The sequence below is a fragment of the Halorussus sp. MSC15.2 genome, from assembly GCF_010747475.1.
Taxonomy (GTDB): Archaea; Halobacteriota; Halobacteria; order Halobacteriales; family Haladaptataceae; genus Halorussus.
The window spans coordinates 628,927-644,409 of the sequence record NZ_VSLZ01000003.1; the positions used below are offsets into that span (position 1 = coordinate 628,927).

Below are 15,483 nucleotides of genomic sequence, written 5' to 3' on the forward strand. Positions count from 1 at the left end.
AAATCCGGTGCCAATGTTTAAATAAACGGTTTTTGGTGATACTGCCATGGCAACGTTCAGTACGACACGTGTTGACAAAAATTGCGGTCGGAGCGGTCCGCCCACCGGTCGGTCGAACCGTCGTGCCGAGGGCGTCGAACCGTGCCGGACGGAGGAACAACGATGAAGATACGGACGAAACTCATCGTGCTGTTGCTCGTCATCTCGCTCGTTCCGGTTTCGGTGGTGGGTATGGCCGGACTCCAGAACATGCAGGACGTCGGGTCGTACGCGCAGGACCAGAGTTCGAAGCACCTCGAACAGCAGATAACGAAGGATTTGAACGGTACCGTCGAGGCGAGGACCGAGGAGTTCGGGAACCTGCTCAACGTGCGGCGAGTGGACGCGCGCTCGCTGGCAGAGTCCACGTCGGTGCAGAACTACGAGGCCGCGAGCGCGGGTGAGATGGAACTCATCCAGCAGCAGAGTCAGAAGCAGGTCGGTTACACCGCGCTCCAGATGCACAGCACCATCGAGACGACGAAGCAGACGATTCTCGACGAGCAGTACGGCGGCCGGAGTTGGGAGGACCTCTCGTCGGCCGAACGACAACAGGTCGAGAATCAGGTCGAGAACAGAATCGTCGGCACGACCGGAAGCGGGATTCACCCGAGCGGCACGCTGTCCGAGATGTTCCAGCCGGGGTACATCGGTGATACGGGGTACGCGTACGTGACCGACCTCGATTCGAACGTCGTGGTTCACCACAGTCTCGAAGACGGGTACAACCTCAAGAACGACGCGTCGCTGACCTTCTTCGAGGACATCCGGGCGAACGTCAAGTCGAACCCGGCCGTCCGAAACGGGTCAGAATGGGGCATCGTCGAGTACGAGTGGGAAGACACTACCCAGAAGGGGAACCCGAAGGAACGCAAGTTCGTCGCCTACACCTTCCACGAGGACTTCGAGTGGGTGCTCGCGCCCAGCGTCTACTACTACGAACTCCAGACCGCCGCCGTGCAGAACGCGCGTGACGGAATCAACGAGTCGTTCCGGAGTTACCTCAACACCAGAACCGTCTCGGTCGGCGGCGAGTCGGTGCGGGCCTACGACGAGATTATCATGACCGACGAGGAGGGGCAGGGCGTCCTCCGAGCGCAGAGCAACGGGGACGAGGTCACGACCGAGTCGGTCGCCGGTACCTCGTACGCCGATACGAACTGGTTCAACGAGACGAAATCCCTAGAGAAAGGGGCAGTCCACTTCGGCGACGTCCGGTCGGTCGACGGTAAGCAAGTGGCGTACATCACGACGCCGGTCTACCACGACGGCGAGTTCGCGGGTACCGTCGCGCTCAGGTTCAACTACAGCATCCTCACCGCGATGACGAACCACGTCACGGTCGGTGAAACCGGCCACCTGACCATCGTGAACGACGAGGGTCGGGTGCTGAGCCACCCCGACCAATCGGTGGTCGATTCGAACGCGAATATCGGCGACGAGTCCTACGCGGGGTCGCTGGCCACGCTGGCCGACGAGCGAATACTGGCGGGCCAGACTGGACTCAGCACGTACACCAGAACCGAAAACGGCAACGAGAGTCGCTACTACGTGTCGTACGCCCCGCTCCAGTTCGGCGATAAGCAGTTCGCGCTACTCGGCACGGTGCCCGAGAGCGACGTGAAGGCACCGGCCGCCGCGCTGGGTCAGGACCTGAGCGACCGGACGACCTCCGCTCGGAACTTCATCCTCTTGCTCGTCGCCGGTCTCATCGTGGCCGTCGTGGCACTGGGGTACAAGGCGGCGGAGTACTTCTCGACGCCCATCGAACAGATTCGGGACCGAGCGACCGCGCTCGCCGAAGGGCGCTTCGACGAGGAGACCGACATCGACGCGTCCGACGACGAAATCGGGGAACTCGTCGAGGCGTTCGACGAGATGCAGGAGAACCTCCGAACGCAGGTCGCGGAACTGCAGGCCGTCAGCGAGAACCTCGGTGAGGGGACGCTGGACCAAGAGGTCGATACCGACCTCCCCGGCGAGTTCGGTGCGATAATGACCGACATCGACGAGGGCATCGAGAAGCTACAGGTCGGGTTCGACGAGATTCGCCGGACCAGCCAGCAGATACGGGAGGGTCGCCTCGACCAGAGCGTCGATACCGACCTCCCCGGCGAGTACGGCGCGGTCCTCTCGGACCTCGAAACCGGCGTCGAACAACTCGGGGCGAGTTTCGACCGGATTCAGGACGCCAGCGAGCAGTTGCGCGAGGGAACGCTCGACCAAGACGTGGACGCGGAACTGCCGGGCCAGTACGGCCAAGTGATGTCCGACTTGGACGCCGGACTGACCGAAATCGAGAGCAGTCTGGCCGAGGTCAAGGACTTCGCCGACCGCTTCGCACGCGTGAGCGACGAGACAGCGACGAGCGCCCAGCAGATAGAGGCCGCGAGTCAGGAGACCGCCGAATCGGTCGAGGAAATCGCGTTCGGCGCGGAACAGCAGACCGAACAGCTACAGGCCGCCGCGAGCGAGATGAACGACCTGTCGGCCACCATCGAGGAGGTCGCCTCGTCGGCCGACGGCGTGGTCGAGACCGCCAACGAAGCGGTGGAACTCGCCGACCAAGGCCGCGAACACGCCGCCGACGCGACCGAGGAGATTTCGGCCATCGAGTCGGAGGCCGACACCGCCGTCGAACAGGTCGAGAGTCTGGAGACCCAGATAGAGGAGATAAACGACATCGTCCAGTTGATAACCGACATCGCCGAGCAGACCAACCTGCTCGCGCTCAACGCCTCCATCGAGGCCGCGCGCGCGGGCGAGGCCGGCGAAGGGTTCGCGGTCGTTGCAGACGAGATAAAGACGCTGGCGAACGAGGCCGGGGACGCGACCGAGGAGGTCGAGAGCCTCATCGACGAGATTCAGTCCCACACTGACGAGACGGTCGGCGACATGCGCTCGATGCAACAGCGTGTCGAGACCGGGTCCGAAACCATCGCGGACGCCATCGAGATGTTCGACGACATCGCCGGGGCGATACAGGAGGCCGAACACGGCGTCGAGGAGATTTCCGACGCCGCCGAGGACCAAGCGGTCTCCACCGAGGAAGTGGTGGCGATGGTGGACGAGGTGTCCGGCGTGAGCCAACAGACCGCCGCCGAGGCGAGTTCCGTCTCGTCCGCGACCCAAGAGCAGACCGCGGCCATCAACGACGTCTCGCGGAACGTCGAGACGGTCTCGGACTCCGCCGACTCGCTCAAGGAACTCGTGGACGAGTTCGACGTGGACGAAGACGCCGCCTCGACCGACCGGCAGTTCGATGCGGAGTCGGCGTTCGGCGCGGAGTCGGAATCTGACGAGGAGTCGGAGTTCGAGGAGGACTCGGAGTTCGACGACGAATCGGAGTTCGACGACGAATCGGAGTTCCAGTCGAAACCGACCGTCGCCGACGGCGGTGACAGAGAGGCGACCGACTCCGACACGTAGTCGATAGGTCGTCCGCCCTCGCCACCGCGGGAGACGGCGAAGAGTCCAACCCAACGGTCAACCCGGACGACACCGGGTTCGCAGCAGTTCTCGACATGCCCGTTCTCTGTAGTTCTCGACGCCGTTAGGGATTCAGTGCTGGTCGGGGAGGTACTCGTTCAGGCACTCGCACGAGCAGAACCGGTGCTGTAGGATTGGGTCGGACCCCGACTGGTGGTGGTGGAGTTCGAAGTGTTCGGTCGTCCGGTCTATCGTGTCACCGCAGTGGAAACAGACCATGGCATAAATTAGCACTCACACCCGTATAAGCCTGTAGCCCGCGAACGTCCGCCCCGTCACTCCTCGTCGTCGGGCGTCTTGGCCACTTTGCCGATGGTCTTCTCCGCCACCGCGCCCGGAACGTCCGTGGGCGTCGTCAGATACTCCTCCAGTACGACCATCAGGACCGCCACGGCGACGAACCCGCCGCCGAGCAGCGGTTGGCCGTTCGCGAGGAACTGGACGCCGAGCAGACCGACGGGGAGCGCGAACACGAGCGTCGCCGCGAGTTGGAGCGTGCCGAGGATGCCCGGTTTACTCATCACCCGGTGGTTCCGGGCGGGCCGTCAAAAATCCCGCGGAGAGGGTTTTAGTCAGAGTAACTGAAACGGCCCCTAATTCCTGACAATATTATATACCCATATAAGAACGAATTATGGCCTTTAGAAGGAAGAAGACACCAGATAGAGATTCTACGAGCAATATCATTAAATAGACCATAGCAGAATCAACAGGGCTAAACGCTGATAAAAATCTGTTTGAGCGAATACCTTCGTGAAGTACTGCATCTAAAACAAATCTTGTTCTATCTTATGAGTCACATCATATTACCAGGTTATTTTGGAATCCGTAATCCTTATGCCCCCTAAACACCCACAATATTATCGCCTCGCCAAGTATTTATGTATCTAATAGCTAGAAAGTTATAACTTATTAGGGTTGATTTTTCTACATGCGATGGTAGATAGAAACAGACGGAAGTTACTGAAAACCAGTGGTACCGCGATAGGACTGTCAGCAATCCCAAGTGCAGTTACAGCCACCAAAGGTAAACAAAAGAACGGCACTAATGGATTGACCATCCATAAGAAGACGGTTCTATCAGAGAACAATGATAAAACCGTCTTTGCTCTTGACATCACGGTAAACAAAGGCAGTAGTACCTCAGGCGGAGATGCGACTCGAAAACGCTTCATCACCACTGTTAAGAAACCGTCCGGTGCCGTTTCCGTAAGTGAAGTTAATTCTCAAAAATTCGATAAGCTAACTTCTAGTGGAGAGGTTAGTATAGCAAGCACGGATAACGAAGTGAGTGTGTCTAGCGGTACAGTAACGGTAAAGTCAGATACAGATATTGTTAAACAATCAGATGTGTACGCACACAACAACGGCCAATGTGCGGCATACGATTACACCCATCGATGGGCTGCTGTTACCGCCGAATTCGTTAACGAGGTTGGCGATTTAGGGTGGGGCTCAATTTCCGCAGCCCTCATTTCGCTTGTCGGATCATCGTCGCTCAGCGCAGGTGCATCCGCAATACTCACTGGCGTAATTGCACTTGTTGGCGGTATCGCGGCGTACGTAACAAACACGTACTCAATCACTTTTGCCGGAGCCGAATGGGACGAGTCAGCTGCCGGCTGGAATCAAACGATGTACTCAGCAAGAGTAGCTGGCGGTTATCACAAGAGTGAAGGAGAACTGACCACAATATCAACTGCACCTGGACACCCTGGCCGCCTGTAATTCCATTAAAGGGTGCGCTTTTTAATACATGACAAACCATACTTCTAACCCTGAGGTACCGAAAATTAGCCAACACTTTTTCTTGAAATTGGTCGCGGGAATAGTTCTCGGAAGTATCGGAAGTATAGCTATACTCAAAACCGGTTTGAATAGCGAGTCGTTATCCATTCTCTGGATTAGTTTTAGTGCAGCACTAGGATTTATAGCAGGGATTTCAGATTATGTCAAGCCACTCCGAAACGCATTCGAGCGAGGGCGGTGGTTAATCGCTGGAATTGGAGTTTTGATAGCACTTATGTCATCTATTAACTATTTTGATTTATCCATATTAATCAGTCTCGCCCTCGGTTTCAGTAGCGGCGTCCTGATTAGCATGACTAGTCTTACTGTTATATACTTAATCCGGGACTGACGGTTGTAATATATAGCAGGTCTCCGGTGTGGAGACGATTACAGTCGGATTAAACCTAACCGCAGGCCAGTGAATCCCAGCATCCACCGACTCTTGAACTCCGGAACGCTTTTCATCCGACCGGCGCCACAAATCTGGTATGTTTACCGGAATCGTTGAGGGGGCGGGCGAGGTGCGCGACGTGACCGTGACCGAAGAGGGCCGACGCCTCCGCATCGCGGGCGAGGACGTGACCGGGGACCTCGACCGCGGGCAGAGCATCAGCGTCAGCGGCGTCTGCCTGACGGTCGAGGAGTTCGAGCAGGACTGGTTCGAGGTGTTCCTCGCCAGCGAGACGGTGGACAAGACGTACCTCGGCGAGGTCGAGGTCGGCGACCCCGTGAACCTCGAACGCGCGATGCCCGCCGACGGCCGGTTCGACGGCCACGTCGTGCAGGGCCACGTCGATACCACCGCGGCGGTCGTGGACGTGCGCGAGGTCGGCGAGGACTGGGAGTACGAGTTCGCCGTCCCGGAGGGGTTCGGCAAGTACGTCGTGGACAAGGGGTCGGTCGCCGTGGACGGCATCAGCCTCACGGTGGCCGAACGCGGAGCGGACACCTTCTCGGTCGCCATCATCCCGGAGACCCGCGCCGTGACCAACCTCTCGGAGAAGGAACCGGGCGACTCGGTCCACCTCGAAGTGGACGTTATTGCGAAGTACGCCGAACGACTGCTGGACGACGCGGGGTTCGAGGTCGAGGACGCGAAGACTGAGGGCGTTCTCGACGCGCCCGAGCGGTGAACTCCGTCGAACGCCGTGTCACGGCGTCAGGACGCCAGCACGCACCTGAGTGTCAGTAAGTCAGCTAGCGTTTTAGAGTCGTAATCGAAGATTAGACCACGGTTCGACCCGCCCTCCACACGACTACTCGGAGTCGTCCTCGGAGTATCGTGGCTCAGTAGGTCGGTTCTCGGGATACTCGTCGTCGTTGCGGGCGCGGTCGGCGCGCCGACGGTCTGCGGTCTCCTCGGAGGTCTCGAAATCGCCGACGCCGTCGGCCGACTCCTCGAAGTCGGCGCGGTCGCGTTCGACGCCGTCCTCGAAGGAGACGCTGGTCCCCATATCGACCTGCCGATACGCGTTCCGGTAGCGGGCGAGTTTCCGGTAGAGCAGGTAGCCGAAGATACCGTCGTACACCACGATGAAGCCGATGAACGCGAGTCCGGGTGCGACGCCGATTCCCAGCAGGTCGAGTATCGGTTCGAGGTACGTGACCAGCGTGTTGTATGTCGCGTGGATGAACGCGGCGATGAGCAGGCCCTTGACCACGATGGGACCGGCGTTCTCGCGGTTGAACTTGGCGAGTCCGAGGTAGTAGCCCGCGAACGCCGAGTAGATGACGTGACCCGGCCCGGCCAGCAGGCGGACCGCGGCGGTCTGGCCCGCCGACGCTATCTGCTGTTGGCCGATGGTGGTCACGTCGGTGATGCTCTGGGTGATGTAGATGGCGTTCTCGATGGTGGCGAAGCCGAGTCCCGCCATCGCGCCGTACACCGCGCCGTCGACGACCGCGTCGAACCGGTCGCTCCGGAAGGCGTAGAGTCGGATGGCCAGCCACTTCACGAACTCCTCGACCGGCGCGACGACCAGATAGAAGAACAGCGCCATGCCGACGACCGGAACGAGAGTGATAACGCCCGCGAGCGTGTTGATGATGGCCGCGAACCCGGCGAACAGCACGCCCAGTAAGAACGTGGCGACCAGTAGGGAGAGGGGTTCGGAGGTCGTCACGTCGGCGTACCAGATGTAGGCCGCGAGTCCGAACGCCGGGACGACCGACATGAGGACGAACGCGCCGATAATCGGGTCGCTGATGGACGCCAGTCCGGTCAGCACGAACTGGGCGGCGAGGATGGCCAGCGCGAGCACGACGACCACGACGCGGCCGAGGCGGCGACCCCAGCGGTGGACGCCGCCAGCTATCCTGTCGAGCGAACTCCGGGACTCCCACGTGGCGACGTCGTAGAGGTCCGCGGAGTCGGTCGCGCCTTCTTCTATCGGGTCGCGTTCACCTTCCATCGCCGGAGGCTACGAATCCCAGAACCAATTATCTGGCTCCTCGACCACCTTTGACTCCTTAATTGTGATTATACACCATTAAGACTGGCAGGGGAACGCTTAACAACGTGAACCGACCAGAGAGTTCAACAAGATGACGTACCGAAGTGAGAGCCGAGGAATCCTGTACACAGCACCGCCGAGCGCCGACGACGACGCGACAGACGAGACGGCCGAAAGCGAACAACCGACCGAGGAGGAACGCGAGATGCCCGAACTCGACGGGACGAGTGCGACCACCGACGCCAACTGGACCGGCACCGTGCCCGCGGACGACTGAGACCGGCCGACCGCGACCGAGAATCAGCCGAGCGCGCGACCGACGGAGACCGACCCCGTCTCTTCTCGCCCGAATCGCTACACCGAAGGGAGCGCCGCCCGACCGTACTCGTATGAGCCTCGACCCCCGCGTGCGCCGGGCGCTCCGCGACGCCGGCGTCTCCGAAGAGACGCTTCGAGAGGCGGCCGACGCCGCGACGGCGGACGCCGAACGCACGGCCGAACAGTTGGAGTCGTTCTTCGAGGACCGCGAGGTCGTCTACTCCGACATGGACCTGACCCACAGCAGCGACGAGTACCCCGAACACGCGGTCGAGTACGCCGACCTGTTCACCCACAGCGAGGACGTCCGCGGGTGGCTTCGGTTCGACTCGTGGGGCGTCTACGTCGAGGGCGGCCGAGTGCTGAGCGACGAGGTGGTCGAGTTGACCCTCGGCCCGACGATTCACGAGCGAGTGCGGTTCGCCACCGCCCGCGAGGAGCTATGAGCAACGTCCGGATTCGCGGTATCTACACCACCGCGCTGACCGAACGCCTCCGCGAAGCGTTCGACGTCGTGCAGGCCTCTCCACCCATCCGACGGCGCTTCGACGCGACGTTCTCCGGCGAGGAGTACGACGCCAGCGTCGAGACCACCGACGACCGTCAGGGCGTGGGGATTGTCGGCGACCCCGAGGCGGTCGGGGCGGTGGCAGACGACCTCGCCGACCTCGGCATCGACACGTTCCGGTGGTCGGACCCGACCCGCGCGGGGCCGTCTTCGACGCCGTCGTCACCGACACCCTCGGCGGCGGCGCAGTCGTGGACCTCGGCGACCGCGAGGGCTACCTCTCGTTCGGGGCGACCGACCGCCGAATCGACGAGGGCGACCGCGTCCGGGTGCAGGTCCGCGACCCCGTCGCGCCGTGGGCCGACCGCCGACCCGGCCTCGGCACCGAGACGCAGGCGTTCGGCGGGGTCGTCAGCCTCTCGAAGGGTATCGACAAGGTGGTCGCCCGAGGTGACGACGCGACTCAGACCGAACTCGCGCGGACGACCGAGATGCTCTCGACCGACGTGCCCGACGACTGGGGCATCCGCTGGGAGTACGCCGCCGAAGACGCGAGTCTGACCGCGATGGACGACGCCCTCGGGAAAGCGGTCTCTCGGGCCGAGACCATGGACGCCGCGCTCGCGGACGCGCCCGACTCGCCCGAGGACGCGGACCGCGGGGACCTCCCGCGGCGACTCGCCGCGCCCGAGGCGACGGCGTGGCTCTGGTTCGGCCGGGAGTCCCGGTTCGCCGTGGACGCCGAGCGCCGGGCCGTCACGACCACCATGCCGGGCCACCACCGGGTGAAGGCCGCCCACGACTCGGCCAGCACCGCGGTCGATTTCGTGGAGGACCTCTGGGCGGACGTGGGCGCGGCGGGCGGCGACGCTGACGACGAGTTCCCCGTGGGCGCGACGCTCCGGCAGTTCGGCCCCGCGGACGGCGACCGCCTCGAAATCCACCACGGCAAGCCAGACGGCCGGTGCTTCTCGCTCGGTCGCGGCGAAGTCACCGAGTTCGACCCCGGCGAGGGGAAGGCCACGGTCCGGCGCGAGATGTCGGGCCGCGGGACCTACGACGCGCTGGGGACGCCCCGCGAAGCGGGCGACGTGGCGGTCACTAAGTTCCGCGAGGGCCGGTGGTGGTACCCCACGGTCTACCGGGGCGAGGACGGCGAGAAGAAGGGGACGTACGTCAACGTCTGCACGCCCGTCGAACTGTTCCCCGACGCCGCGCGCTACGTGGACCTCCACGTGGACGTGGTGAAGTCACCCGGGGGCGCGGTCGAGCGCGTGGACGACGACGAACTCGACGCGGCCGTCGAAATCGGACACGTCTCGGCGGAACTGGCCGAGAAGGCGCGGAGCGTCGCGAGTAGCGTAGAGCGGGCGTTACAGTAGAAGCGCGGGCGTCAGCGCGTGAGTTTCTCCCGACTGACCTTCACGCCGGTCGGGGTGACGAGAATCTGGTCGTCGCCCTTCTGGACGATGTCGCCGTCCACCTCGCGGGCGACCTGCTGGAGTTCGTTGGTGATGCGTTCGACCGTGGTGTCCTCGGTTCGGAGACGCGTGATGTCGGCGACGACGAGGTCGCCGTCGTAGATAGCGTCCTTGATGGCGATTACGTCCTGCTGGCCCTGTATCTCGGCGATGTGGACCTGCATCGCGGCGTCGCTCGACGCCGTGTCGAAATCGTCGAGGTTGAGTTCCACGTAGTCCTCGGCGGTGTGCGCGTCGCGGTCGCCGAGAATTTTGCTCATGAAGCCCATAGGGGAATGGGCCGAGCGAGACCGTATAGTTCTTACGTCAGACGGAAGTTAGTCGTGTCTCATCCCCCGACAGGTAAAATAACCTACCGGATTCGTAATATTATGTGTATTATGGAAACACTTAACATGAGACCGCGTATCTTTCCGCCAGATGGTAGATAATCACAAGGGTATTTCGAGGCGCAACGTCCTGAAGGTAGCGGGGAGTTCGGTCGCGGCGGCGGGGACGGCGGGTCTCGGGACCGCGAGCGGGCAGGTCGAGGTCAACGTCGGGTTCGCCTCCGAGCGCGGCCGCCAGATGGCGCTCGCCGAGGCCGATGAGACGGTCCGGGAGTTCAGTTCCATCGACGCGCTGACGCTCCGCCTGCCACGGCAGGCGGCGCAAGCGCTCGAATCGAATCCCAACGTCCGCTACGTCGAGCGGAACGGTCGGATGCACGCGCTCGCCCAGACCCTGCCGTGGGGAATCGACCGCGTGGACGCCGACGTGGCCCACTCCAACGGCGAGACCGGTAACGGCGCCGACATCGCCATCCTCGACACGGGCATCGACTCCGACCACCCCGACCTGCAGGCCAACCTCGGCACCGGCAAGGCGTTCGTCACGTGTAACGGGTGTAACGAGTCGTGGGACGACGACAACGACCACGGGACGCACTGCGCCGGCATCGCCGACGCGGTCGACAACACCGAAGGCGTCGTCGGCGTCTCGACCGAGGCCACCCTCCACGCCGTGAAGGTCCTCGACTCCAGCGGGGGCGGGACGTTCTCGGACATCGCGGCGGGCGTCGAGTACGTCGCCGACCAAGGCTGGGACGTCGCCAGTCTGAGCCTCGGCGGGAGTTCCGGGTCCTCCACGCTCCACGACGCGGTGCAGTACGCCCAGAGCAACGGCGTGCTGGTGGTCGCGGCGGCGGGCAACTCCGGTCCGTGTTCGGACTGCGTCGGCTATCCCGCGGCCTACTCCGAAGTAATCGCGGTCGGGTCCACCGACAGCGACGACAGCCTGTCGAGTTTCTCCTCGACCGGCCCGGAGGTCGAAATCGCGGCACCCGGCGGGAGCATCTACTCGACGATTCCCGGCGGCTACGACACCTTCTCGGGCACCTCGATGGCCTGTCCGCACGTCGCGGGCGCGGCCGGTCAGTTGATGGCCGACGGCGCGTCCAACGCCGAGGCGCGCGACACGCTGACGAGCACGGCCGAAGATATCGGTCTCGCGTCGAACGAGTCCGGGTCGGGCCTGCTCGACGTGGAGGCCGCGCTCGGCGGCGGTGGCGGGAGCGACCCGAGCGTCGCGGTCTCGACGGGGAGCGCCTCGAACGTCGGGACGTCGTCGGCCACGCTGAGCGGCGACCTGACGGACCTCGGCGGCGCGTCCTCGGCCGACGTGTACTTCGAGTACGGCGAGAGCGGCACGTCGCTCGACAGCACGACGAGTACCCAGACCCTCTCGGCGACCGGGAACTTCAGCGCGGACGTGTCCGGTCTCAGCGGCGGCACGGACTACGACTTCCGCGCTGTCGCGAACGCCAGCGACGGCGACACCGACACCGGGAGCGGCGTCACGTTCACCACGGGGAGTTCCGGCGGGAGCGGCCCGGCTATCGACTCGCTCGGCATCAACAACCGGAGCAACGGCGGGTGGGCGCGCTTCGAGGTCAGTTGGAGCGTCTCGGACGCCGACGGCGACCTCGCCTCGGTCGACCTCACGCTGGCCCAGTCCTCGACGGTCGATTCGTCGAGTACGTCGGTCAGCGGTTCCAGCGCGTCCGGGTCGGACCGACTGCAGGAGAAGAAGGGCAGCGGTTCCTACGACGTGACCGTCACCGTCACGGACTCGCAGGGCAACACCGCCAGTCGGACCGAGACCGTCTCGGCCTGAGCGGCGGTCGTCGAACCTCCTCCGCGACTTCGTCACCGAAGATGCACGACCCCTATCGCCGCGATTCGCGGTTCCGAGATATTATTCTAGATAATTTAATTGCATCTATCCTAGAAAATTATTAAGTAGTAGAAATCTCTTGTACTTTATGCATGCCAGACAATGACAACGGAGTTTCGAGGCGTAACGTACTGAAGATTGCCGGCGGGTCCGTCGCGGCGACCGGAATGGCCAGCCTCGCCGGTGCCACGGGGAAGGTCGAGGTCAACGTCGGGTTCCGCGGCGACGACGCGCGCCGGGCCGCACTCAGCGCCGCGGGCGGCGTGGTCCGCGAGTTCGATTCGCTCGACGTCATGACCATCCGCGCGTCGGCGAAGGCCGCGAAGGCCCTCGAAAGGCGCAAGGGCGTGCGCTACGTCGAGCGGAACGGAACCGTTCACGCCCACGCCCAGACCCTGCCGTGGGGAATCGACCGCGTGGACGCCGACGTGGTCCACTCCAACGGCGAGACCGGTAACGGCGCGGACATCGCCATCCTCGACACGGGCATCGACTCCGACCACCCCGACCTGCAGGCCAACCTCGGCACCGGCAAGGACTTCAGCGGCAAGGGGTCGTGGGAGGACGGCAACGGTCACGGGACCCACTGCGCAGGTATCGCCGATGCCGTCAACAACTCCGAGGGCGTCGTCGGCGTCTCGACCGAGGCCACCCTCCACGCGGGGAAGGTGCTGGACGACAGCGGGAGCGGGTCGTTCTCGAACGTCGCGGCGGGCATCGAGTGGGCCGCCGACCAAGGCTACGACGTCGCCAGTCTGAGCCTCGGCGGGAGTTCCGGGTCGTCCACCATCAAGGACGCCGTCGATTACGCGTACAACAACGGCGTCCTCGTGGTCTCGTCCGCGGGCAACTCCGGTCCGTGTTCGGACTGCGTCGGCTATCCCGCCGCCTACAGCAACGCCGTGGCGGTCTCCTCCACCGACAGCGACGACTCGCTGTCGAGTTTCTCCTCGACCGGTCCGGAAGTCGAACTCGCCGCGCCCGGCGGGAGCATCTACTCGACGTACAACGACGGTGGGTACAACACCCTCTCGGGCACCTCGATGGCCTGCCCGCACGTCTCGGGCGCGGGTGCCCAACTCATGGCTAACGGCGCGACCAACACCGAGGCCCGGAGCACGCTCCAGCAGACGGCCGAGGACATCGGTCTCGCCAGCAACGAGCAGGGGTACGGCCTGCTCGACGTGGAGGCCGCGGTCAACGGTGGCGGCGGCGGCGGTGGCGGCGACTGCCTCGACGCCACCAAGTGGCCCGCCGGAACCGGGTCGAGCGGTGCCGAGAACATCGACACCGTGGGCTTCGGCGGCCAGTTCTCGAAGAGTTCGGCCGACAACGCCTACGAGGACTTCACCTGCGCGGGTCCCATCACGGTCAGTCCGGGCGGGTCGTTCGACGTCTCGCTCGACTACTCGGACGGCGGGTACGACAGCCACTACGCCAACGTCTACGTGGACTGGGACCAGAACGAGGACTGGTCCACCGCGACCGAGACCCAGATAATGGCGAACGTGAGCGACGACGCGTCCACCTACACGGCGACGGTGGACGTGCCGAGCGACGCCCCGACCGGCCAGACGCTCGTTCGGGTCCGTCTGAGTTGGAACGACTTCGCCGGTCCCTCGGCCACGGGCGAGTACGGCGAGGTCAACGACTTCACCGTCGAAGTCCAGTAGAGCGCGCGAGAGCGGTCCGAGGAACCCGCTCCACGTCTCCGCGGTCGGCGTCCGGTCCCGACAGGCGGCGATGGTGCGGCGCGACCTTCCGCAAGACCGAACTTTTTGCCGCGTCGCGTTCTCCGTCGGAGTATGACGTTCAGCATCTGCGTCCGCGAGGAGTACGAGGACGACGACGGGAACGACCAGACCAGATTCGGCGTGGCGGTCACGACCCGCCTGCCCGCGGTCGGGACGCTCTGTCCGTTCGCCAGCGAGAACGGTGCGGTCGCGACCCAGAGCCTCGTCAACGTCGAACTCGGCCGGAAGGGCGTCGAGTACCTCGACGACGGTCTCGCCGTCGAAGACGCCCTCCAGTCGCTGCTCAACGCCGACGAGGGCGCACCCCAACGCCAACTTCACGGGGTCGATGCCGAGGGCACCTTCGCCTTCTCGGGCGAGGAGTGCAAGGGCTGGTACGGCCACGTCGAGCGCGACGACTTCACCGTCGCGGGCAACCTCTTGACCGGCGAGTCGGTAGTGGAGGCGACCGCCGACGCCTACGAGGAGTCGCGCGGGTCGGACGCACCACTCGCCGAGCGACTCGTGGACGCACTCGAAGCGGGCCACGCCGAGGGCGGGGACAAGCGTGAGGAACTCCACGTCCAGAGCGCGGCCCTGCTCGTGGAGACCACCGAGGACCGCGAGATGGAACCGTACTACGACGACCTCCGCGTGGACGCGACCGAGACCCCCATCGCGGACCTGCGCGAGACCTTCGAACTCGCCGAGGAGGGCTTCGAGATGGCGGTCGAGCGCTACGAGGAGGCCTACGAGGACGACGAGATGGAGGCCGCGGACGACAGCGACGACGGGGACGCGGCCGAGTAGAGCCGTGTCACGGTCGGGGTCGGGGTCAGGGACGAGGACGGGGACTTACCCGCGACACGCCGGAGTTGCCGGTGGCGCGGGCGTCGCGGGCGGTCTGCTCTGGGCGGCGCTGGTGGTGGTGACGTTCGCGGCCGACCGCGGCGTCACCTCCTTGCTCTGGTACGGGACGCTGGACGCGGTCACGCCGCTCGCACTCGCGCTGATGGGCGCGGGTCTCGCGGGGTACCGCGCCCGAACGAGACCGGCGTGGGGACTGCTAGCGACCGCGGGGTTCGCCGTCTTCGGCGCGGGACTCCTCGGCGCGTTCGCGGGGGCCACCGCCTACGTCGCCGGAGAGATTCTGGCGGGGTGGACCGTCTCGGTGTGGGCGTACTCGCTCGCGCTGGTCGGCGCGACGACGTTCGGTCTCGGACTGCTGCGGGCCGGAGTCGAACCGCGGGCGGGCGCGGGACTGCTCGCCGGGTCCCTCCCCGTGGGAACGGCGGTATCGCTGTCGCTCGCGGTCTCGGGCGTCGTTCCGGACGAGGCGGTCGTGCCGGTCGTGCCGGGCGTGCTGCTGGGCGTCGGCGTCGCGGCGCTCGGGTGGTGGGCGTGGCGAAGCGAGTAGCTGTGCGGGCGAAACAAGCGTAATCACCGCGAGCGAGGAA

General features: G+C 64.2%; 13 protein-coding genes and 1 pseudogene. 10 read left to right on the plus strand and 4 right to left on the minus strand.

Annotated elements, in window-relative coordinates; all coding sequences use genetic code 11:
* Positions 1–162: 162 nt before the first annotated feature.
* On the plus strand, positions 163–3,468 hold the full coding sequence (locus tag FXF75_RS14470; RefSeq protein WP_163522555.1) for a methyl-accepting chemotaxis protein: 3,306 nt from the start codon (positions 163–165) through the stop codon (positions 3,466–3,468).
* A 132-nt stretch (positions 3,469–3,600) separates the two neighbouring features.
* On the opposite strand, the gene FXF75_RS14475 is transcribed toward FXF75_RS14470, so the two are convergent.
* Both FXF75_RS14475 and FXF75_RS14480 read right to left on the minus strand, forming a co-directional pair.
* Positions 3,601–3,747, minus strand: coding sequence for a hypothetical protein (locus FXF75_RS14475; RefSeq protein ID WP_163522556.1), 147 nt, complete (start codon positions 3,745–3,747; stop codon positions 3,601–3,603).
* A gap of 56 nt (positions 3,748–3,803) precedes the next feature.
* Complete coding sequence (locus FXF75_RS14480) at positions 3,804–4,049, minus strand: hypothetical protein (RefSeq protein ID WP_163522557.1); 246 nt, start codon at positions 4,047–4,049, stop codon at positions 3,804–3,806.
* Between the two features lie 415 nt (positions 4,050–4,464).
* On the opposite strand from FXF75_RS14480, the gene FXF75_RS14485 reads away from it, so the two are divergent.
* Both FXF75_RS14485 and FXF75_RS14490 read left to right on the plus strand, forming a co-directional pair.
* Positions 4,465–5,256: a hypothetical protein gene (locus FXF75_RS14485; protein ID WP_163522558.1), complete on the plus strand. Its 792-nt coding sequence runs from the start codon at positions 4,465–4,467 to the stop codon at positions 5,254–5,256.
* A gap of 551 nt (positions 5,257–5,807) precedes the next feature.
* Positions 5,808–6,452: a riboflavin synthase gene (locus FXF75_RS14490; protein WP_163522559.1), complete on the plus strand. Its 645-nt coding sequence runs from the start codon at positions 5,808–5,810 to the stop codon at positions 6,450–6,452.
* Between the two features lie 123 nt (positions 6,453–6,575).
* Here FXF75_RS14490 and FXF75_RS14495 read toward each other — a convergent pair whose 3' ends face one another.
* Complete coding sequence (locus FXF75_RS14495; RefSeq protein WP_163522560.1) at positions 6,576–7,730, minus strand: PrsW family intramembrane metalloprotease; 1,155 nt, start codon at positions 7,728–7,730, stop codon at positions 6,576–6,578.
* A 133-nt stretch (positions 7,731–7,863) separates the two neighbouring features.
* Here FXF75_RS14495 and FXF75_RS14500 point away from each other — a divergent pair, with 133 nt between their 5' ends.
* The 3 genes and pseudogenes from FXF75_RS14500 (at position 7,864) to FXF75_RS14510 (ending at position 9,980) form a co-directional block, all read left to right on the plus strand.
* On the plus strand, positions 7,864–8,049 hold the full coding sequence (locus FXF75_RS14500) for a hypothetical protein (RefSeq protein WP_163522561.1): 186 nt from the start codon (positions 7,864–7,866) through the stop codon (positions 8,047–8,049).
* Between the two features lie 112 nt (positions 8,050–8,161).
* Positions 8,162–8,536 (plus strand): hypothetical protein, encoded by a 375-nt coding sequence (locus FXF75_RS14505; RefSeq protein WP_163522562.1) that lies wholly within the window; start codon positions 8,162–8,164, stop codon positions 8,534–8,536.
* A pseudogene (locus FXF75_RS14510) lies at positions 8,533–9,980 on the plus strand (DUF402 domain-containing protein). The gene FXF75_RS14505 and the pseudogene FXF75_RS14510 overlap by 4 nt, the downstream one beginning before the upstream one ends.
* A gap of 11 nt (positions 9,981–9,991) precedes the next feature.
* Here the strand turns inward: FXF75_RS14510 and sepF are convergent.
* On the minus strand, positions 9,992–10,348 hold the full coding sequence (sepF, locus tag FXF75_RS14515) for a cell division protein SepF (protein WP_163522563.1): 357 nt from the start codon (positions 10,346–10,348) through the stop codon (positions 9,992–9,994).
* Positions 10,349–10,499: 151 nt separating this feature from the next.
* Here sepF and FXF75_RS14520 point away from each other — a divergent pair, with 151 nt between their 5' ends.
* From FXF75_RS14520 to FXF75_RS14535, 4 genes are all read left to right on the plus strand, one after another.
* The gene (locus tag FXF75_RS14520; protein WP_163522564.1) at positions 10,500–12,233 is read left to right on the plus strand and encodes a S8 family serine peptidase; all 1,734 of its coding nucleotides are present in this window, start codon (positions 10,500–10,502) and stop codon (positions 12,231–12,233) included.
* A gap of 152 nt (positions 12,234–12,385) precedes the next feature.
* Positions 12,386–13,966: a S8 family peptidase gene (locus FXF75_RS14525; RefSeq protein WP_163522565.1), complete on the plus strand. Its 1,581-nt coding sequence runs from the start codon at positions 12,386–12,388 to the stop codon at positions 13,964–13,966.
* A 132-nt stretch (positions 13,967–14,098) separates the two neighbouring features.
* A complete protein-coding gene (locus FXF75_RS14530) occupies positions 14,099–14,836 on the plus strand; it encodes a DUF1028 domain-containing protein (protein WP_163522566.1) in 738 nt (245 codons plus the stop codon).
* Between the two features lie 4 nt (positions 14,837–14,840).
* Complete coding sequence (locus tag FXF75_RS14535; RefSeq protein WP_163522567.1) at positions 14,841–15,443, plus strand: hypothetical protein; 603 nt, start codon at positions 14,841–14,843, stop codon at positions 15,441–15,443.
* Positions 15,444–15,483 lie beyond the last annotated feature (40 nt).

Coding starts and splice junctions, on each gene's coding strand:
- FXF75_RS14470 (WP_163522555.1), top strand. CDS start 163: ATGAAGATACGGACGAAACTCATCGTGCTGTTGCTCGTCATCTCGCTC.
- FXF75_RS14475 (WP_163522556.1), bottom strand. CDS start 3,747: ATGGTCTGTTTCCACTGCGGTGACACGATAGACCGGACGACCGAACAC.
- FXF75_RS14480 (WP_163522557.1), bottom strand. CDS start 4,049: ATGAGTAAACCGGGCATCCTCGGCACGCTCCAACTCGCGGCGACGCTC.
- FXF75_RS14485 (WP_163522558.1), top strand. CDS start 4,465: ATGGTAGATAGAAACAGACGGAAGTTACTGAAAACCAGTGGTACCGCG.
- FXF75_RS14490 (WP_163522559.1), top strand. CDS start 5,808: ATGTTTACCGGAATCGTTGAGGGGGCGGGCGAGGTGCGCGACGTGACC.
- FXF75_RS14495 (WP_163522560.1), bottom strand. CDS start 7,730: ATGGAAGGTGAACGCGACCCGATAGAAGAAGGCGCGACCGACTCCGCG.
- FXF75_RS14500 (WP_163522561.1), top strand. CDS start 7,864: ATGACGTACCGAAGTGAGAGCCGAGGAATCCTGTACACAGCACCGCCG.
- FXF75_RS14505 (WP_163522562.1), top strand. CDS start 8,162: ATGAGCCTCGACCCCCGCGTGCGCCGGGCGCTCCGCGACGCCGGCGTC.
- sepF (WP_163522563.1), bottom strand. CDS start 10,348: ATGGGCTTCATGAGCAAAATTCTCGGCGACCGCGACGCGCACACCGCC.
- FXF75_RS14520 (WP_163522564.1), top strand. CDS start 10,500: ATGGTAGATAATCACAAGGGTATTTCGAGGCGCAACGTCCTGAAGGTA.
- FXF75_RS14525 (WP_163522565.1), top strand. CDS start 12,386: ATGCCAGACAATGACAACGGAGTTTCGAGGCGTAACGTACTGAAGATT.
- FXF75_RS14530 (WP_163522566.1), top strand. CDS start 14,099: ATGACGTTCAGCATCTGCGTCCGCGAGGAGTACGAGGACGACGACGGG.